This window comes from Halopseudomonas pertucinogena (assembly GCF_014646575.1).
Classification (GTDB): Bacteria; Pseudomonadota; Gammaproteobacteria; order Pseudomonadales; family Pseudomonadaceae; genus Halopseudomonas; species Halopseudomonas pertucinogena.
Genome location: NZ_BMNN01000010.1, coordinates 1 through 20,107, shown reverse-complemented (window position 1 = coordinate 20,107; position 20,107 = coordinate 1). Strand labels below are relative to the sequence as shown.

Below are 20,107 nucleotides of genomic sequence, written 5' to 3'. Positions count from 1 at the left end.
CCTCAGGACATCGCGATTAGAGCCCGCGTGCCAGTGGCACGCGGGGGGGAGAGGTGTAACCCATGTTCCCGGTTTAAAGTGTTACCCATGTTCCGGTTGCACAGGCGCCTGCCGATAAAACTCAACCAGATGCCTGTACACCAAAGGCCACGCCTGTTGCAGCGGCTCCGGCTGCTCAAAGAACGTCTCCGACAGCACAGCGAAGAATTCCGCAGGGTCTTCCAGCGCGTAGTCGTCCACCGGCAGCTCCTCTCCCTGCTCCGCTCTTCTCGCCAGGTTATCCCAGGCGGCCTGCATGTCCCGCTTCCACGCTGCAGCGTCCATACCGGGATGGAGGGGCGGCGCGCCATTGGCGCTGCCGTCACGCATGTCCAGCGTATGCGCCAGCTCATGGATGACCACGTTGTAGCCGTCCCCGCGCCCCGAGTGCCAGACATCATCCAGCGACAGCACCACCGGCCCGCGCTCCCAGGCTTCGCCGCTGCGCTCGCTGACTTCGTGATGAACAATGCCGTACTCGTCTTCCCAACTGTGCTCGGCCACGAAGGGACCCTCGTAGAGAATCAGGGTCTGCCAGCGGTCGTACCAGTCCAGCCCCAGTCCGAGGATCGGCACTACCGCCATGCCGGCGATGCGCAGGCGCAGCAGGTCGTCGAGTTCGGCTCCGTTGACGGCGACCAGATGTTTGCGCAGCAGCAGCCGCCCGGCCAGATCATGCAGGCGCGCCCGCTGGGCAGCATCGCAGCGCTGGTATACAGACCAGTCGCCCAGCGCGGCTTGCCACTGCGCCGGCGGTATCTGCATTTGTCGCAGCTGACGATCCTCGCGCCAGTGGCGCAGGCGTTGCCACCAGCCGCCAGCAACCGGTGCAGTGGATTTGTCGGAAATAGCGATACACTCCTGTCCGAGTCATAACCTTGCGATGAAACTGAAGTCTGCCACTGCTGGCCAGGACTCGCCACGGTTCAGGCAATCTACCCGCCGATTACCGCAGCAGCGCTTCAGCCGCGCCGGTCCAGCAAGGCGTACCAGCTCAGGGCCATCGCCCTGACGGCGGTTTGCAGGGCGGAGCCGGGCGGCACCGGCAGATGCCGCAGCCGGGCGAACAGTTCGAAGCCATCGCCTCGCCCCAGTACGGCTTCGGCCAGCAGCTTGCCGGCGAGCCCGGTCAGCGCCACGCCCTGCCCTGAATAGCCCTGGGCGTAGAGCACGCGGCTGCCCAGGCGGCCGAAGTGGGGAGCACGGCTGGCGGTCATCGCCACCTGGCCGCCCCACAGGTAGTCGAAGTCTTCTTCAGCCAGCTGGGGAAAAACATGCCCCATGCGCTGGCGCATGGTGGTGCGCAAACGGTCCATTCGCGCGGCGCCGGCGGTAGCACGACCGCCGAACAGCAGCCGGTTGTCCGGAGTAAGGCGGTAGTAGTCGATCAGATTGTTCATGTCACACACGGCCAGGCGGGACGGGATCAGCTGCTCGGCTAGCTCGCCCAGCGGGCGGGTGGCCCCGATGTAACTGCCGACAGGGATGAATCGCCGGTGCCGCCAGGGCAAGAGTCCCCCGCTGTAGGCGTTGCCGCCGATGATCAGTTGATCGGCCCGTACCTGTCCCTGATCGGTGCTGACTGTCACGCCGGTCGCATCTTGCTGGATGGCGCTGACCCGGGAGTGGTCATGGATCTGCGCACCGGCCTGCTCCGCCGCACGGGCCAGGCCCAGTACATACCTGAGCGGATGCAGGCTGCCACCGCCGGCATCCAGCACCCCACCCTGGTAATCGGCGCTCAGCAACAGCCGCAGCCCGTCCCGGTCATGGAAGCTCAGCTGGTCATACCCCAGCTGCTGCAGTTCGTCTTGCCAGCGGTGCAGCGCCGGGAGCTGACGCGGCCGATTGGCCACCAGCAGGATGCCGGGGGTCAGGTCGCAGTCGATCCGGTAACGCTCCACCCGCTGGGCAATCAGCTGTACCCCAGCGAGGGACAGGTGCCACAGGCGCAGCGCATCCGCAGGCCCCAATGCCCGTTGCAGCACCTGATGATCACAAGCCAGGCCCGGATTGATCTGCCCGCCGTTGCGCCCGGAGCAGCCCCAGCCGGGCTGCTCGGCTTCCAGCACGCGCACCCGCAGTCCCGCCGCAGCCAGCTCCAGCGCGGCGGACAGGCCGGTGTATCCGGCACCAATCACGCAGACATCAGCGTGCTGCCGGCCCGTCAGCGGAGCGTAGGACGCCGTCGGACCAGCACTGTCCCGGTACCAGGAGCGGGTCAGCGGCATCTGAGCATGGCCCGCGTTATACCGTATGCAGATACCACATGTATTCCAGATCGGAGATGGTTCGCTCGAACTCCTCCAGCTCGCTTTCCTTGCACAGCACGAACACGTCCAGATATTCCTCGCCGATGTATTCCTTCATCACCTCGGAAGCCTCGAGCTGGCGCAGGGCGTCGCGCAGGTTGGTCGGCAGCGAAGGCTCGTGCTGATCATAAGCGTTGCCCTCGGTGATCGGCGGCGGCTCGATGCGATTGCTGATGCCATAGTGGATGGCCGACAGCAGCGCCGCCATCAGCAGATAAGGGTTGGCGTCGGCGCCGCCCAGGCGGTGCTCGATGCGCATGTTCTCCGGGTCGCCGCCGGGCACCCGCACCGCAACTGTGCGGTTGTCGATGCCCCAGGTCGGCGAACAGGGCACATAGAAGTTCGGGCTGAAACGGCGGTAGGAATTCACGTTCGGACAGAGGAAGGCCATGTACTGCGGCAGGGTTTCCAGCAGTCCGCCGATGGCCCAGCGCAGGTTGTCGGACAGATTGCCATCGGCGTCCGGGGCGAAGGTGTTGAGTCCGTCCCGCTCCAGACTGATATGCACATGCATGCCGTTACCGGCCTGGTCGTGGTAGGGTTTGGCCATGAAGGTGGTGTCCATCTCGTGGTCATAGGCCACGTTCTTGATCACCCGCTTGAGCAGCACGCTGTAGTCGCAGGCCTTGATCGGGCAGTCGACGTGATGGAGGTTGACTTCGAACTGGCCGGGGGCCGATTCGGCGACGATGGCGTCAGCGGGGATGCCCTGCTCGTGGGCAGCTTCGATGACGTCCTCGAGAAATTCCGCGTACTCGTCCAGATCATCCATGGAGTACACCTGGACCGAATTGGGCCGCTTGCCGGAGATCGGCGAACGCGGCGGCTGAGGCCGGCCGGTGATGTTCTCCTGGTCGATCAGGAAGAACTCCAGCTCGAAGGCCGAGACCGGCGTGAGCCCGAGCTCGGCGAAGCGCTCGACCACCCGCTGCAGGACATACCGCGGGTCGGCGAAGAACGGTGTCTGGCGATCCAGCTCGTACATGGTCATCAGCAGCTGGCCGGTCGGGCGCTTCTGCCAGGGTTCGAGGCAGAGCGTACCGGGGATCGGCAGGCAGATGCGGTCGGCATCACCGATCTCCATCCCCAGGCCGGTTTCCTCCACGGTGGTGCCCTGGATGTTCAGGGCGAATACCGAGGCCGGCAGGGCGATGCCCCGCTCGTATGCGCGCACCAGTGCCGACCGGTCGATGCGCTTGCCGCGCACTATACCGTTCATGTCGGCAATCAGCAGATCAATGAAATGGACATCAGGGTAGGCCGCGAGGAACTGCTCGGCCTCATGCAGGGGATTGCAGGCAGTATCGGCGGCGTCGATGGGCGTGACCTTGGCCGGCTCGGTACCGACGTGCGGGACATCGGCTGGGGAGTGCATGTTCGTCACCTGTTATTTGTAAAATATATCAACCATCACCCTTACGATTGAGAGTAAATCCCGAAAGTCATCGGCGAGTCAATAGAGCGGCAAGCGCACCAATCCGGGGCCAGTCAGAGCGCTGCGCACCATATCGGGGAAAGCCTGCACGGCCAGCGAAACGCCGGTTGGTGATGCCGTTTCTTTACTGCTATTGTATGAAAAAATGAACAACACCCTTACCAGCCGCGACCGCGCAGACCACAACATGTCCGACACCCGCCCGCCGTTGATCGGCATTTCCTGCTGCACCACCCAGATCGGCCCGCACCCTTTCCACATGGCCGGCGACAAGTACATTCTCGGCGTCCTGCAGGGAGCCGGTGGCCTTCCGGTGCTCATCCCCGCACTGGGTGACCAGCTGCCGCTCGAAGCGCTGCTCGACCGGCTGGACGGCCTGCTGTTCACCGGCTCGCCGTCCAACGTCGAGCCGCACCATTACTCCGGCCCCGCCAGCGAGCCGGGGACCCACCATGACCCGCAGCGCGATGCCACTACCCTGCCGCTGATCCGCAGCGCGGTGGAACGGGGCGTACCCGTGCTGGGCATCTGTCGCGGTTTCCAGGAAATGAACGTGGCCTTCGGCGGCAGCCTGCACCAGCGTCTGCACGAGGCGGGCCGTTTCAGCGAACATCGGGAAGACACCAGCCAGCCGCTGGAAGTGCAGTACGCGCCGGTCCATGAGGTTCGCATCGAGCCGGGAGGACTGCTCGACCGGGAGACCGGCTGCAGCACGGCGCAGATCAACTCCCTGCATACCCAGGGCGTGGATCGTCTGGCCCCCGGGCTGCAGCCCGAAGCCGTGGCACCGGATGGACTCATTGAAGCGTTTTCCGTTCGCTCCGCCTCCACCTTCGCCCTTGGCGTGCAGTGGCATCCGGAATGGAAAGTGACGGAAAACCCCTTCTATCTGCGTATATTCAAGGCGTTTGGAGACGCCTGCCGGGCCAGAGCTGCCCGGCCAAGAGGATTGCATGAACAAGATTGAAGCCTTTCTCAAGGAACACCGCATCACCGAAGTCGAATGCATGGTCAGCGATCTCACCGGGATCGCCCGGGGCAAGATCGCCCCGACGGTCAAATTCATGTCGGAAAAGGGCATGCGGCTGCCCGAAAGCATCCTCCTGCAATCGGTGACCGGCGATTACGTCGAGGACGACATCTATTACGACCTGCTCGACCCCGCCGACATCGACATGATCTGCAGGCCGGACGACGAGGGGATCTATATGGTGCCCTGGGCCATCGAGCCCACCGCCCAGATCATCCACGACTGCTACGACCGGCAGGGCAACCCGATCGAGATGTCGCCGCGCAATCTGCTGAAAAAGGTGTTGCGCCTGTATGAGAAAAAAGGCTGGAAGCCACTGGTGGCGCCGGAAATGGAGTTCTACCTGACCAAGCGCAACGACGACCCGGACCTGCCCCTGCAGCCGCCAATCGGCCGCTCCGGCCGCCAGGAGACCGGGCGTCAGTCGTTCTCCATCGATGCGGCCAACGAGTTCGACCCGCTGTTCGAGGACATGTACGACTGGAGCGAGGCCCAGGGCCTGGATCTGGATACCCTGATCCACGAGGAAGGCACCGCGCAGATGGAGATCAACTTCCGTCACGGCGACCCATTGCATCTGGCCGATCAGGTGCTGGTGTTCAAGCGCACCATGCGCGAGGCGGCGCTCAAGCACGACGTGGCCGCCACCTTCATGGCCAAGCCGATCACCAACGAGCCCGGCAGTGCCATGCACCTGCACCAGAGCATCGTCGACATCAAGACCGGCAGGAACATCTTCGTCAACGACGATGGCAACATGAGCACGCTGTTCCTGCATCACATCGGCGGGCTGCAGCGCTATATTCCCGAGGTGCTGCCGATGTTCGCGCCCAACGTCAACTCGTTCCGCCGCTTCCTGCCGGACACCTCGGCACCGGTCAACGTTGAATGGGGCATCGAGAACCGCACCGCCGGTCTGCGGGTGCCCTACTCCACGCCGGAAAACATGCGCCTGGAAAACCGTCTGCCGGGTGCCGATGCCAACCCTTATATAGCCATCGCCGGCAGCCTGCTGTGTGGCTATCTGGGCATGATCAAGAAAATCGAGCCCAGCGCTCCGGTAGAAGGTCGGGCCTATGAGCGGCGCAACCTGCGCCTGCCCTTCTCGCTGGAGTCGGCGCTGGAACGCATGGAGCAGTGCCAGGATGTGAAGGAACTGCTCGGTGAGAAGTTCTGCCGCGGCTACATTGCAGTGAAGCGGGTTGAAAACGAGAACTACAAACGCGTCATCAGTTCCTGGGAGCGGGAGTTTCTCATGCTCTCCGTCTGATCAGGGGGCTCGAGCGGCCCCGAGGAGTACCGCCATGACCACCGCAGGCAAACTCGATACGGCCCGGTTGCAGGCCCTGGATGCAGCGCACCATCTGCATCCGTTCACCGACCACAGGGAACTGGGTGGCCGCGGCACGCGCATCATCGAGCGTGCCGCTGGCGTTTACCTCTGGGACAGCGAGGGCAACCGGCTGCTGGATGGCATGGCTGGGCTCTGGTGCGTGAACATCGGTTACGGCCGCAGCGAGCTTGCCGACGCCGCCCACCGGCAGATGCTCGAACTGCCCTATTACAACAGCTTCTTCCAGTGCACCCACCCGCCCGCGGTGGAGCTCGCCCACGCCATCGCCGAACAGGCGCCGGCACACATGAACCACGTGTTCTTCACCGGCTCCGGGTCAGAAGCCAACGACACCGTGCTGCGCATGGTCCGCCGCTACTGGGACCTGCAGGGCCAGCCCCTGCGCAAGACCGTTATCGGCCGCACCAACGGTTATCACGGATCCACCGTCGCTGGCGCCAGTCTCGGCGGCATGGGCGCGATGCACGAGCAGGGCGACCTGCCGATCCCGGGCATAGCGCATATCGCTCAGCCCTACTGGTATGGCGAAGGCGGCGACATGGACGAGGACGAGTTCGGCCTGTGGGCCGCTCGCCAGCTGGAAGCGAAGATCCTCGAACTGGGCGCCGACCGGGTCGCCGCCTTCATCGCCGAACCTATCCAGGGTGCCGGCGGCGTCATCGTGCCCCCTGCCACCTACTGGCCCGAGATCCAGCGCATCGTCGACCGGTACGGCATCCTGCTGGTGGTCGATGAGGTGATCTGCGGATTCGGCCGCACCGGAGAGTGGTTCGGCAGCCAGTACTACAACATCCGCCCGGATCTGATGCCGATCGCCAAGGGCATGACCTCCGGCTACCTGCCGATGGGCGGCGTGATCGTCGGCGAGCGGGTGGCGCGTGCATTGATCGACGAGGGCGGTGAATTCTTCCACGGCTACACCTACTCCGGGCATCCGGTGGCGGCAGCCGTGGCCCTCGAGAACCTGCGCATCCTGCGTGACGAAGGCATCGTCGATTACGCCCGTAACGAGGCCGCTCCCTATCTTCAGAAACGAATCCGCGAGCTGGCCGACCACCCACTGGTGGGCGAGGTGCGCGGCGTCGGCATGCTCGGCGCGATCGAGCTGGTGAAGGACCGTAACACCCGGGAACGCTTTCCCGGCAAGGGCGCCGCCGGCAGCCTGTGCCGGGATTTGTGTATCAGAAATGGTCTGGTCATGCGCGCGGTGGGCGATAGCATGATAATGTCGCCGCCCCTGGTGATCGAGCCGCAGGAAATCGACGAGCTGTTCGACAAGGCCTGGCGCACGCTGAACATGACAGCCCAGCAGCTTGGCCGGAGCTAGCCCTCTATCCGAGCGCACACGGCTTGAATACACTAGGCTCTGTCGAACCACCATGGCGCATGGCGTTCGCAGTGAAGCAGACCCGGAGCTTCTCCGGATGTTGTTTGATCAACCGTTACGGCTGGCTCGTTCCGGCCTGATTGAGAGCAGCCCGGTCCGCCCGGGACGGCGTTCACAAGGAGATAGCATGAAACCGATTATGCGCAAGACTCTGCTGACTTTTGCAGTTACCGGGTTGTTCGCCGGCGCGGCGCAGGCCGCAGGCGAGTTGAAGATCTACAACTGGTCGGACTACATCGCCGAAGACACCATCGCCAACTTCGAGAAGGAAACCGGCATCCGGGTCACCTATGACGTCTACGACTCCAACGAGGTGCTGGACGCCAAGCTGCTGACAGGCCGCTCCGGCTTCGACATCGTGGTGCCGTCCAACCACTATCTGACCAAGCAGATCGAGGCGGGCGTCTACCAGAAGCTGGATCACTCCAAGCTGCCGAACATGAAGAACCTCAACCCGGACCTGATGGATGATATGGAGAGCATCGATCCGGGCAGCCAGTACTCCATCCCCTACATGTGGGGTACCAACGGCATCGGCTACAACATCGACAAGGTCAAGGCCATTCTCGGTGACGACGCGCCGCTGGATTCCTGGGACCTGATGTTCAAGCCCGAGGTCGCCGCCAAGCTGGCCAGCTGCGGAATCTCCATGCTCGACTCGGGTGACGAGATGCTGTCCGCCGCGCTCCAGTACCTGGGTCTGGATCCCAACAGCAACAGCGCTGATGACCTGAAGAAGGCCGAAGAGCTGCTGATGAGCGTGCGCAGCCATGTGGCCTACTTCCACTCCTCGCGCTACATCTCCGACCTGGCCAACGGCGAGATCTGCGTGGCCGCCGGCTTTTCCGGCGACGTGTTCCAGGCGGCTGCCCGGGCCGAAGAGGCCGAGAACGGCGTGAACATCGGCTACAGCATCCCCAAGGAAGGCGCCGCCCTGTGGTTCGACATGATGGCCATCCCCAAGGATGCGCCCAATGCCGATAATGCCCACACCTTCATCAACTACATCCTGCGTCCGGAGGTCGTTGCCCCGATCACCGATTATGTCGCCTATGCCAACCCGAACCTGGCGGCCAATGAACTCATCGACCCGGAAGTGCTGAACGACCCGGCGATCTACCCCAGCGACGAGGTAATGGCCAACCTGTTTGTGGCCAAACCGCGTCCGCTGGCATCTCAACGGATCATCACCCGCGCCTGGAACCGCATCAAGTCGGGACGCTGATTCAACCGGGGCCGCTCGCGGCCCCTCTTTCTTCTGGTGGAGTAGAAAACCTATGGTGGGTGCCGCAGGTGCCATAAAACCGGCCATGGCCAAAAAGGAACAGGTGGAGTTCGTAAAGATCGAGCGCGTCACCAAGCAATTTGATGATGCCGTCGCCGTGGATGACGTGACCCTGACCATCAACCGCGGCGAGATCTTCGCCCTGCTCGGTGGCTCCGGTTCCGGCAAGTCTACCCTGCTGCGCATTCTCGCCGGCTTCGAAAAGCCCAGCGAAGGCCGGGTGTTTCTCGATGGCCAGAACATCACCGACCTGCCGCCGCACAAGCGGCCGATCAACATGATGTTCCAGTCCTACGCGCTGTTCCCGCACATGACGGTGGAACAGAATATCGCCTTCGGCCTGAAACAGGACAAGCTCGGCAAGCAGGAGATCGCCGACCGGGTCGCGGAAATGCTCAAGCTGGTGCACATGAGCAAATTCGCCAAGCGCAAGCCCCATCAACTCTCGGGTGGCCAGCGCCAGCGGGTGGCACTGGCCCGCTCTCTGGCCAAGCGGCCCAAACTGTTGCTGCTGGACGAGCCCATGGGCGCACTGGACAAGAAGCTGCGCTCGCAGATGCAGCTGGAGCTGGTGGAGATCATCGAGCGGGTCGGCGTGACCTGCATCATGGTCACCCACGACCAGGAAGAGGCCATGACCATGGCCCAGCGCATTGCCATCATGGATCAGGGCTGGATCGTCCAGGTCGGCACGCCGATGGACATCTACGAGAGCCCGGTCAACCGTCACGTTGCCGAGTTCGTCGGCAGCGTGAACATCTTCGAGGGCGAGATCGTGGTCGACATGGAAGACCATGTGATCATCGAGTGTCCGCAGCTGGAACGGCAGATCTACCTCGGCCACGGCGTCACAACCCGCGCCGAGAACAAGAGCGCGATGTATGCGCTGCGTCCGGAAAAGGTCTTCGTCACCACCGAGCAGCCCGAGCAGCAATACAACTGGGCCCACGGCGTGGTGCACGACATCGCCTACCTGGGCGGCCATTCGGTGTATTACATCAAGCTGGACAGCGGCAAGATGGTGCAGGCGTTCTTCGCCAACTCCGAGCGCCGCCTGCCCCGACCGACCTGGGATGACAAGGTGTATGTCAGCTGGGATGACGACGGTGGCGTGGTGCTGCAGTCATGAATCGCTTTCTGCGTCGCCCCAGCGGCAAGGCACTGGTGATCAGCGTCCCCTATCTGTGGATGTTCCTGTTCTTCCTGCTGCCCTTCGTCATCGTACTGAAGATCAGCTTCTCCCAGGCGGCGATCGCGATCCCGCCCTACGAGCGCCTGTTCCAGTACGCCGACCAGGCGCTGACCATTGTCCTGAACATGGGCAACTACATCTTCCTCACCCAGGACAGCCTGTATTATGCGGCCTATCTGGGCTCATTGAGGATCGCCCTGATCACCACCCTGGTCTGCCTGCTGCTCGGCTACCCGATGGCCCTGGCCATTGCCCGCGCGCCCCGGGAGCGCCAGATGATCTATCTGCTGCTGATCATGATGCCGACCTGGACGGCGCTGCTGATCCGCGTCTATGCATGGATGGGCATCCTCAGCAGTAACGGCCTGCTCAACAACGTGCTGCAGTCGCTGGGCCTGATTGACGCGCCGCTGCAGATCCTCAACACCAACAGCGCGGTGTATATCGGTCTGGTCTACGCCTATCTGCCGTTCATGGTGCTGCCGCTGTACGCCAACCTGGTCAAGCACGACCCGACCCTGCTGGAGGCGGCCACCGATCTGGGGGCCAGCCGCATCAGGGCGTTCTGGAAGGTGACCGTGCCGCTGTCCCGTGCCGGCATCATCGCCGGTTCGATGCTGGTGTTCATTCCGGTGGTGGGCGAATTCGTCGTGCCCGAGCTGCTCGGCGGCCCGGAGACCCTGATGATAGGCAGGGTACTGTGGCAGGAGTTCTTCAACAACCGCGACTGGCCGGTGGCCTCGGCGCTGGCGATAGTGATGCTGGTACTGCTGCTGGTGCCGATCATCCTGTTCCACTACAACCAGTCACGTGAGATGGAGAAGAAGACATGAGGCGCCCTGATTTTTCCACCGTGGTGCTGTGGTGTGGCCTGCTGTTTCTCTATCTGCCGATGGTCATTCTGGTCATCTACTCGTTCAACGCCTCACGGCTGGTGACAGTATGGGGCGGCTGGTCGGTGCACTGGTACGTGGGCCTGCTGGACAACACCCAGCTGATGAGCGCGGTCAAGCGCAGCCTGCAGATCGCCTTCTACACCGCCACCGCCGCCGTGGTGCTGGGTACGATGGCGGCCTTCGCCATGACCCGCATCCGGCATTTCCGCGGCCGCACGCTGTTTTCCGGCATGGTCACCGCGCCCCTGGTGATGCCGGAGGTGATCACCGGCCTGTCCCTGCTGTTGCTGTTCGTGGCCATGGCCCAGGTGCTGGAGTACCTGATGGGCATCACCTTCGACCGCGGCATGCTGACCATCTGGATCGCCCACACCACCTTCGCGGTGGCCTATGTGGCCATCGTCGTCAGCAGCCGGCTGGGCGAACTGGACCAGTCCATGGAGGAGGCGGCGCTGGATCTGGGTGCGCCGCCATGGAAGACCTTCATGCTGATCACGGTACCCATGATTGCGCCATCGATCATTGCCGGCTGGCTGCTGTCCTTCACCCTGTCGCTGGACGACCTGGTACTGGCCAGCTTCGTTTCCGGCCCGGGATCGACCACCCTGCCGATGGAGATCTTCTCCGCCGTGCGGCTGGGGGTGAAGCCGGAAATCAACGCCATTGCCAGCGTCATCCTGCTGGCGGTCTCGCTGTTCACCCTGCTGATCTGGTTCATCGCCCGGCGCGCCGACAAGCGCAGCCGGATGCTGCCGCCGGAAGAGGAGCGCCTGCGCGCTCAGCCGCAGGGTTGAGACCAACAGGTACTTGCAAACACTCCGAATTGGGATAGGGTTTCATGATCGGTCGGCCTTGCCGACCATCCCCTTTCCCGGTTCAGGAGTTTCACCTTGTCCAGCCTCTATCCCGCCATCGACCCCGATGGCCTGTTCGAATACTCGGTGGTATTCACCGACCGCTCGCTGAATCACATGTCAGCCGAGTTCCAGCAGGTCATGCGCGACATCTCCGCCACCCTCAAGCAGGTCTACAACGCCGCCGGCGTGGCGCTGGTGCCGGGCGGCGGTACCTACGGCATGGAGGCGGTGGCCCGGCAGTTCGCCCGCGATCAGCGCTGCATGGTGCTGCGCAATGGCTGGTTCAGCTACCGGTGGAGCCAGATCTTCGAAGCCACCGAGCTGCCCGCCGAGGAGATCGTGCTCAAGGCCCGGCAGGTTGGCGAAGGCGAGCAGGCACCCTTTGCCCCGGCGCCGATCGACGAGGTGATCGCTGCCATCCGTGAACACAGGCCCGCCGTGGTATTCGCCCCCCATGTGGAAACCGCCTCCGGCATTCTGCTGCCGGACGACTACCTGCGCGCGGTCAGCGAGGCGGTGCATGCGGTGGGAGGTCTGTTCGTGCTCGACTGCGTCGCCTCGGGCACGCTCTGGGTGGACATGCAGGCCTGCGGTGTGGATGTGCTGATCAGCGCGCCGCAGAAGGGCTGGAGTGCTTCCCCCTCCTGCGCGCTGGTCATGTTCAGCGAGCGCGCCCTGGAGCGCATCGAGCAGACCCGCAGCAACAGTTTCGCCTGCGACCTGAAGAAGTGGCTGGAGATCATGCGCGCCTACGAGAACGGCGGCCATGCCTACCATGCGACCCTGCCGACCGATGCCCTGCGTGCCTTCCGCAACACCATGCGCGAGACCGCCGAGATCGGCTTCGAACGCCTGCGCGATCAGCAGACTGCCCTGGGTCGGGCCGTGCGCGAACTGCTGGAGAGTCGCGGCATCCGAAGCGTCGCGGCGGCGGGCTTTCAGGCCCCGGGGGTAGTGGTCAGCTACACCGCCGATGATGGCGTGCACAGCGGCAAGGCCTTTGGCGAACAGGGCCTGCAGACCGCCAGTGGCGTGCCGCTGATGTGTGACGAGCCGGCTGGCTTCAAGACCTTCCGCATCGGCCTGTTCGGGCTGGACAAGCTGCAGGATGTGGACGGCGCGGTGGCGCGGCTGCGCCAGGCGCTGGACAGGTTGAGCTAGACCAGTGAGAGGGCGGCGAAAGCCGCCCTACTTCTGTTCGGCGACGATCTCTTCCATTTTCAGCCCGGTCAGACCATGAATGGTCCGCCACAGGTAGAAGATGATGGCGAACATCATCAGCATCGACGGGATGGCGATCATCGGGTAGCTGACCAGGGTCATGCGGCCCAGCTCGGCATTGAAGGCTTCGGTGCCGGCGGGGCTGACCACAATCCACTTGGCGACGATGAAATTCATTACCGATGAAAAGAAGAAGGTGCCGGCGAGAAAGTAGGTCGCCATCAGCAGCCGCCGCTCGAATATCTCCGTCAGGCCACGCTCGTGCAGACGCTCGTCAATGCGCTTCACGTTGAGCACCTTCTCGTTGTACACCATGGTCCGGATCAGCGGATAGCGGGTACGGGTGGAGAACAGCACGGCCAGGCCGATCACCCCGGGCACCGCAGCCTCCTTGACGGCCAGCCACTTCGGGTCCAGTTCCAGCAGGCCAATGCCGCCGGTGAGGAACACACTGATCACCCCGAGTACCGCAATGAAGTTGTACTTGCGATAACGCACCAGCTCGAACAGCCCCCAGCCCAGCGGGAAGGCCAGCGCCACCAGCAGCGCCTGGTGCGGGCCCAGGTGGGCATCGCCGCTGAACTTCATCAGGATTACCGAAGGGATGACGATGCTGACCAGCAGGTCAACGAAGGGGCGGGGCTTGTGTTGAGGAGTGTCCGTCAGGGCGTCGTTCATGGTGTCCGGCATATCTCGTGCAGCTGTAACAGCAAGGCCGCCCAGTATGGTGTAAAGTTCCCGCAGCTACCAGCCGATAGCATCTCCAGATCCCAATAAAAACACCTCACACACTCCGCTGACTGACAAGCGGTGGTGCCGACGTTCATCATGACTGAAGAGAACCCCATGCGATTCAAGTCCTCATTGAGACTGCAGAGTCTGACCCTGTTGGTCGGAAGCCTGTCGTTGATGTTGGTGATTGCCATTTCCAGCGTACTTATTCTGGCAAACGAGCTGCGCAACTACCGTGGCCTGATCGAAGGGCCGATGGCCGCCGCCGATCAGGTCAACGAGGCCAACCTGGCGTTCCGGGAACAGGTCCAGGAATGGAAGAACATCCTGCTGCGCGGCGCCAATCAGGCCGACCTGGACCGCTACTGGCAGCAGTTCCAGAGCCGCGAGGCCGATGTACAGCGGCTGCTCGAACAGATCAGCGTGCTGGATGTCAGCGCCGACGTACGGGCGCGCATCACCCGGTTGCGGGCCGCTCATCAGCAGCTGGGCGAGCATTACCGTAACGGCCTTGCCCAGTTCATCGACAGTGACCGGGACCCTGTGGCCGCTGACAGCCGGCTGCGGGGCATCGATCGCGACGCCGGGGAGCAGATGCAGCAACTGACCGACCAACTGCAGCAGTACGCCCTCAGCGAGGTGGAGCGCATCCGCGAGACCACTCTGCGCACGGTCATCCTCGGCGTCATCATTCTGCTGATCAGCGCGGCGGGCATCTCGCTCTTCGCCAGTCTGCTGCTCAGCCGCCAACTGGTGAACCCCATCACCGAACTGGTGCGCCACATCGGACAACTGGCCGAGGGCCGCTTCGATACCCCCATCATCACCACGCGGGACGACGAGCTGGGCGCGCTGGCCCGTTCCGCCGAACAACTGCGCGGTTTCCTCGGCGACACCGCCGCCGGGCTGCGCCGCAGTACCCGCGAGCTTGACCAGGCCAGCGGCGGATTGAACAGCGTGGCGACGAAGATGGCCCACGGCAGCCGCGAGCAGTTCTCGCGGACCGATCAGGTCGCCACCGCGATGCAGGAGATGGCCGCCACTGCCGCCGAGGTCGCCCGCTACGCGGCGGATGCAGCCAATGCGGCGGACGCGGCGGATGAGAATGCCCGGGCCGGTCGCCAGACCATGACCCATGCCATCGATGCCATGCAGGACCTGATGCAGCAGATCGAGCACACCACCCGGGTTATTACCCAGCTGGAAGGAGACAGCCACCGCATCGGCAAGGTGCTGGAAGTCATCCAGAGCGTCGCGGAGCAAACCAACCTGCTGGCGCTCAACGCGGCCATCGAGGCGGCGCGCGCCGGAGAAGCCGGGTCCGGTTTCGCTGTGGTCGCCGATGAGGTGCGGACCCTGGCCCGTCGCACCAGCGAATCCACCAGTGAAATCCAGCAGATCATCAACAGCGTTCAGCAGGGCGCACAGCAGGCGGTCAAGGCGATCGATGCCGGCCGCGCCAGCAGCGATGCCGGCATGCAGCAGGTGACCCTGGCCGGCGACAGTCTGCAGCAGATCGCCGTGGCCGTGGAGTCGATCCGCGACATGAACCGCCAGATCGCCACCGCTGCCGAGGAGCAGACCAGCGTGAGCGAGGATATCTCGCGCAATATCACCGAAATCACCGATATCGCGGCGACCAACCAGCAACAGGTGGAGCATACTGCCCGGGCCAGTGAAACGCTGCAGGAGCTCTCCACCGGGCTCAACACCCTGGCGGCGCGACTCCACGCCTGACCGGCACGCCCCTCCGCCGGCGGGTCAGCCGGCGGACTCAGGCGATGGCGGCCCGGTTACGCTCCTCCTCGACCAGGTCCTTTCTCGACAGCTTGCCTACCGGCGTGCGTGGCAGCTCGGTGCGCAGCTCCATCGCTGCCAGCCGCTCATGCTTACCGAGCCGGCCTTCGAGAAAGCGCTGCAGCTCCTCGAACCCCAGCACCGGCGCCTGCGCCCTGAGCTTGATGAAGGCCTTGGGCGCCTGTCCCCGCCAGGGGTCATCAATACCGATAACCGCCACTTCCTCCACGTCGGGGTGCTCGTAGATGGCCTCCTCTATCACCCTTGGGTAGACGTTGTAGCCGCTGCAGAGAATCATGTCCTTGGTGCGGTCGACGATATAGACCCAGCCCTCCTCGTCCATATAACCGACGTCACCGGTACGCAGGAAGCCATCCTCGGTCATCGCCTCGGCGGTGGCATCAGGGCGCTTCCAGTAGCCGGCCGTGATATTCGGCCCGGCAATGCACACCTCGCCCCTCTCGCCCGGCGGCAGGCTGCCCGGGCTGCCGTCCAGGGGCGCTATGCGGATGATCACGCCGGGCACCGGCAATCCGCAGGAGCCGGGACGCGGCGCGGCATCGCTCGGGGTGAAAGTACCGGTGGTAGTGGTTTCGGTCATGCCCCACCCCTCACGCAGGGCACAGCCGGCCATCTCCGAATAGCGCTGCTGCACCTCCAGCGGCAGCGGAGCGCCTCCCGAATTGCACAGCTTGAGCGAGGTCAGGTCGAGGGTGGCTGTCAGCGGGTGCGCCGCCAGCCCGATGAACATGGTCGGTACACCGGGGAAGGTGGTGATGCGGTTGTCGTGGATTTCCCTCAGGACTGTCTCGGCATCGAAGCGCGGGTGCAGATAGGCTTCGGCGCCCAGGCGCACGCTGTAGACCATGTTCACCATCAGCGCGTAGATATGGAACGGCGGCAGCACCGCCAGCACCCGTTCACTGCCGGACACCAGTGACCCACCGAGAATTGCCTGCAACTGCGCGCAGGCAGCGGTGATATTGGCGTGGGTCAGCATGGCGCCCTTGGGCACACCGGTGGTACCGCCGGTGTACTGCAGCACCGCCAGGCTGTCGGCCGGGTCCGCCATCGGTTGCGCCCGGTACCGGCCATCATTGTCCAGCAGGCTGGCAAAGGAGCGGGTGCTGCTGTCGTATACCACTGGCACCGACGGCCCCAGCGGAGTTGCCGCCTCTTCGCTCACCGGGCCGCAGAACTCGGTGAGCCTGCCGACCACCAGCTGCTTCAGCCGGCTTTTACCCAACAGACCGCCCATTCGCGGATACAGGCTGGCCAGATCCAGCGTCAGCATGATGTCGGTTTCACTGTCCTCGATCTTGTGAGCGAGGGTGCGCTCTGCATCCAGAGGGGAATAATTGACCACGGTGCCGCCGGCCCGAAGCACGCCGAAGAAGGAAATGAAATAATGCGGAGAATTGGGCAGGAACAGCCCGACATGAACCCCCGGCCCGACGCCGAGCTGCTGCAGACCGCAGGCGGCACGGCTGACCAGATCATCAAGCTGCCGGTAGGTCATCTTGTGGCCGAGAAAATCAATGGCGGGCCTGTCGGCAAACTGCCGCGCGGCTTCGGCCAGCAGTTCGGCGACCGGGCCGGTGGCCAACCGGGCGTCCCAGCGCACACTCTCGGGGTAGGAATCCAGCCAGGAAAACTGTCTATCTGAACCCATCGCACGCCTCCTCGGCTTCGTTTGTAATTATTCGTATGAAACCACCCTAGCCCTGTGCAGCGGGTTCGCAAAGGCCGATCCAGCTGCCGTATGCGCCGCCATAAATCCGACCGGGGACGTGACCCAGATCACAGTTATGCATACAGCCGTGCAGACCGCGTCTCGCCTGATATGTAACAAATTGCAATTAGCGAAGCGGGTTGCTAGATTCATGCTTCTTTCCATAAAAACTGGATGATAGTCATGAAACGGATCCTGATTGGCTCGCTGCTTGCCGCTGCTTCCCTCAATGCCTTCGCAACCGCGCCCGGTGGCCCCGGTTGCGGCTGGGGCAACATGCTGTTCGAAGGCCAGCGCGGCCTGCCGTCCCACCTGGTTGCCTCCATCACCAACGGTACTTCCGGTAATGCCACCTTCGGCATGACCTCCGGTACCAACGGCTGTGATACCAGCGGTGCACTGGCCTACCACGGCAAGTCCATGCTGGTGCTGAGCAGCATCATGAACGAGCTGTCCGAAGACATGGCCCGTGGCGAAGGCGAAGCCCTCACCACCTATGCCGTGGTCATGGGCGTTCCGGCCGAAGACCGCGCCCGCTTCGCCGCTGTCACCAGCCAGCATTTCAGCGAGATCTTCAGCTCCGCCGACGTCACCGCCGAGCAGGTGCATGCCGCCACTCTGGAAGTGATGAAGCGCGACGCCGTTCTGGCCCGGTACGCCGACCAGGCCTGATCGTCCCGCTGCTGCCCTGTCCGGTGATGACCGCCGGGCAGTGGCGGCCCCGAGTGCCTTCGGCACTTCCGCTTTCACCTGCGGTTTCCCATGTTCAGAACTCTGCTTCCCGTGCTGCTGGCGCTGGCCAGCTTCGCTGTACAGGCAGCTCCCAGGCACGATCCTGCCTCGCTGCAGACGCTTGCCGAACACCCCTACTGGATCTCCCTCGGCCATTATCAGCGTTCCCTGCTCGGTGGCTGGCGCAGCTACATCGATGACCCGGCCTTCTTCCTCGCCGCTGACGGTGAACGTTTGCCCCTCGCCGAGCTGCAGGCAACGCTGGAGAGTCTGCATGCGGATCCGGCGCTGGGCGATGATCATGTGCAGTGCCGTTACCCGTCACGTACACGCTGGCTTCGCGATCAGCTGGGGCTTACCGAGCTGCCGGCGGTGGAATGCGCCGAATACGACACCTGGTATGCGGACATCGACCCGCACAGCACCGTGCTGGTATTTCCCGACGCCTACCTGAACAGCCCATCCTCGATGTTCGGCCATACCCTGCTGCGCATCGATCGTGCCGACATGCAGGGCAACGGCACGGCGCTGCTCAGCTACGCGCTCAATTTCGGTGCCATGGTCGGCGAGATGGACAACAGCATCCTCTACGCCTGGAAGGGGTTGGCCGGCGGCTATCCCGGTCAGTTCTCGCTGCTGCCCTACCGCGACAAGATCAGCGAATACAGCAGTCTGGAGAACCGCGACCTGTGGGAATACCAGCTCGACCTGACCCCGGAAGAAACCGGGCGCATGATCGAACATGTCTGGGAGTTGCGGCAGATCCGCTTCGACTACTTCTTCTTCGACGAGAACTGCTCCTTCCGGCTGCTGGAGCTGCTGGAGATCGCCCGGCCCGGGCTGCGCCTGACCGACCAGTTTCCGCTGACGGCGATCCCCGCGGACACGGTGCGCGCGGTGAAGGAAGCCGGCATGATCACCGAAGTTAACTATCGTCCTTCCCGGGAAAAGGAACTGCTGGCCCGCGCCGAGCCACTGGACGCGGACGAGCTGCGCCTGGCCCGAGCGCTGGCGGCCGATACCCGCCTGTTGCAGGGGTCTGCCTGTCAGGCGCTCCCCGCGGAACGCCAGGCCCTGGTGCAGGAAACCAGCTATCGGTTGTTGCGCTATCAGGCGGTCAACCGGGAGCGGGACCCCGACAACGCCGCACGCAGCTACGAGCTGCTGCAGGCCATCAACCGCAACCCGCCACCGCGGCTGGAAATCGACATTCCACCGTTGCCGGAGGATGGCCATGAGTCGCGCACCTGGCAACTGGCGGCGGGCACGCAGGACCACCTCGCCTTTGCCGAGTACGGCCTGCGCATGGCCTACCATGATCTCAATGACAATCTCGACGGGTTCCCGCTGGGCGCGCAGATCGAGCTGGGCAAGCTGCGGGTTCGCCAGTACGAGGGCAACCACTGGCAACTGGAAGAGCTGGGGTTGATCAGCATTCGCTCACTGACACCCCGTCATGCCCTGCTCAAGCCGTGGTCGTGGCAGGTGGAGACAGGGCTGGAACGGGTAGCGGGCAAGGATGGCAGACAGCAGCTGGTGGGCCACCTGAACGGCGGAGGCGGTTTCACCTGGCAGCTGGGAGATGGCCTGCTGGCTTACGGGCTGGCCACGCTGAGAGTCGAACATCACCCTGATGTTGCCGCGAAACTGAGTCCGGCAGCCGGTTTCGACAGCGGTCTGCTGTGGCGTAACGGGGCGGGTAACATGCTGCTTGAGGCCCAGGCCGACTACTTCCATAACGGCGAGGTGCGCCGACGCATCGGCTTGACCCAGCAGCTGGAGCTCAGCCGTGATCTCGGCCTGCGGCTGAGTGCGCAGCGCCAGTTCAGCCAGTGGGCCAACCCGCAGAATGAGCTGATGCTGCAGTTGAGGTGGTATTACTACTGAACCCGGGCGGCCCGGGCCGCCAATCGCCCCGGGGTCGGGGCTCCTACAATCGTCAGGTGCCGCGCGCCGATCGCCCCGGGGTCGGGGCTCCTACAATCGCTAGGTGCCGCGCGCCGATCGCCCCGGGGGCGGGGCCCCTACAATCGCTAGGTGCCGCGTGCCGATCGCCCCGGGGTCGGGGCTCCTACAATCGCTAGGTGCCGCGCGCCGATCGCCCCG

General features: G+C 63.9%; 16 protein-coding genes. 11 read left to right on the top strand and 5 right to left on the bottom strand.

Annotated elements, in window-relative coordinates:
• Positions 1-81 precede the first annotated feature (81 nt).
• The 3 genes from IEW63_RS14345 to IEW63_RS14335 all read right to left on the bottom strand — a co-directional run bounded on the left by IEW63_RS14345 (position 82) and on the right by IEW63_RS14335 (position 3,726).
• A complete protein-coding gene (locus IEW63_RS14345; protein ID WP_272872602.1) occupies positions 82-840 on the bottom strand; it encodes a M90 family metallopeptidase in 759 nt (252 codons plus the stop codon).
• Positions 841-1,001: 161 nt separating this feature from the next.
• Entirely contained in the window at positions 1,002-2,270 is a 1,269-nt protein-coding gene (locus IEW63_RS14340) for an NAD(P)/FAD-dependent oxidoreductase (protein ID WP_188637319.1), read from the bottom strand.
• Between the two features lie 16 nt (positions 2,271-2,286).
• Entirely contained in the window at positions 2,287-3,726 is a 1,440-nt protein-coding gene (locus tag IEW63_RS14335; protein WP_188637318.1) for a glutamine synthetase family protein, read from the bottom strand.
• Between the two features lie 205 nt (positions 3,727-3,931).
• Between IEW63_RS14335 and IEW63_RS14330 the strand changes: the two genes are divergently transcribed.
• The 8 genes from IEW63_RS14330 (at position 3,932) to IEW63_RS14295 (ending at position 12,948) form a co-directional block, all read left to right on the top strand.
• Positions 3,932-4,753 carry a gamma-glutamyl-gamma-aminobutyrate hydrolase family protein gene (locus IEW63_RS14330; protein WP_229710539.1) on the top strand — a complete coding sequence of 274 codons (822 nt, stop codon included), beginning with the start codon at positions 3,932-3,934 and terminating at the stop codon, positions 4,751-4,753.
• Positions 4,740-6,086 carry a glutamine synthetase family protein gene (locus IEW63_RS14325; RefSeq protein WP_188637317.1) on the top strand — a complete coding sequence of 449 codons (1,347 nt, stop codon included), beginning with the start codon at positions 4,740-4,742 and terminating at the stop codon, positions 6,084-6,086. The genes IEW63_RS14330 and IEW63_RS14325 overlap by 14 nt, the downstream gene beginning before the upstream one ends.
• A 34-nt stretch (positions 6,087-6,120) precedes the next feature.
• Entirely contained in the window at positions 6,121-7,497 is a 1,377-nt protein-coding gene (locus tag IEW63_RS14320; RefSeq protein ID WP_188637316.1) for an aspartate aminotransferase family protein, read from the top strand.
• Positions 7,498-7,696: 199 nt separating this feature from the next.
• Entirely contained in the window at positions 7,697-8,782 is a 1,086-nt protein-coding gene (locus tag IEW63_RS14315) for a polyamine ABC transporter substrate-binding protein (RefSeq protein WP_272872601.1), read from the top strand.
• Positions 8,783-8,834: 52 nt separating this feature from the next.
• Positions 8,835-9,971 (top strand): polyamine ABC transporter ATP-binding protein, encoded by a 1,137-nt coding sequence (potA, locus tag IEW63_RS14310; protein ID WP_188637314.1) that lies wholly within the window; start codon positions 8,835-8,837, stop codon positions 9,969-9,971.
• Positions 9,968-10,867, top strand: a complete 900-nt coding sequence (locus IEW63_RS14305; RefSeq protein ID WP_188637313.1) for an ABC transporter permease subunit — start codon at positions 9,968-9,970, stop codon at positions 10,865-10,867. Before potA ends, IEW63_RS14305 begins: the two co-directional genes overlap by 4 nt.
• Positions 10,864-11,724: an ABC transporter permease subunit gene (locus tag IEW63_RS14300; RefSeq protein WP_188637312.1), complete on the top strand. Its 861-nt coding sequence runs from the start codon at positions 10,864-10,866 to the stop codon at positions 11,722-11,724. The genes IEW63_RS14305 and IEW63_RS14300 overlap by 4 nt, the downstream gene beginning before the upstream one ends.
• A gap of 96 nt (positions 11,725-11,820) precedes the next feature.
• Positions 11,821-12,948: an aminotransferase class V-fold PLP-dependent enzyme gene (locus IEW63_RS14295; RefSeq protein WP_188637311.1), complete on the top strand. Its 1,128-nt coding sequence runs from the start codon at positions 11,821-11,823 to the stop codon at positions 12,946-12,948.
• A gap of 27 nt (positions 12,949-12,975) precedes the next feature.
• Here IEW63_RS14295 and IEW63_RS14290 read toward each other — a convergent pair whose 3' ends face one another.
• Complete coding sequence (locus IEW63_RS14290) at positions 12,976-13,686, bottom strand: VC0807 family protein (RefSeq protein WP_188637310.1); 711 nt, start codon at positions 13,684-13,686, stop codon at positions 12,976-12,978.
• A gap of 168 nt (positions 13,687-13,854) precedes the next feature.
• Between IEW63_RS14290 and IEW63_RS14285 the strand changes: the two genes are divergently transcribed.
• Positions 13,855-15,477, top strand: coding sequence for a methyl-accepting chemotaxis protein (locus tag IEW63_RS14285; RefSeq protein WP_188637309.1), 1,623 nt, complete (start codon positions 13,855-13,857; stop codon positions 15,475-15,477).
• A gap of 37 nt (positions 15,478-15,514) precedes the next feature.
• Here IEW63_RS14285 and IEW63_RS14280 read toward each other — a convergent pair whose 3' ends face one another.
• Positions 15,515-17,209 (bottom strand): long-chain-fatty-acid--CoA ligase, encoded by a 1,695-nt coding sequence (locus IEW63_RS14280; RefSeq protein ID WP_188637308.1) that lies wholly within the window; start codon positions 17,207-17,209, stop codon positions 15,515-15,517.
• A gap of 243 nt (positions 17,210-17,452) precedes the next feature.
• Between IEW63_RS14280 and IEW63_RS14275 the strand changes: the two genes are divergently transcribed.
• On the top strand, positions 17,453-17,941 hold the full coding sequence (locus IEW63_RS14275; protein WP_188637307.1) for a DUF3015 domain-containing protein: 489 nt from the start codon (positions 17,453-17,455) through the stop codon (positions 17,939-17,941).
• 90 nt (positions 17,942-18,031) lie between these two features.
• Entirely contained in the window at positions 18,032-19,888 is a 1,857-nt protein-coding gene (locus tag IEW63_RS14270; protein WP_188637306.1) for an Lnb N-terminal periplasmic domain-containing protein, read from the top strand.
• The last annotated feature ends 219 nt before the right edge of the window (positions 19,889-20,107 follow it).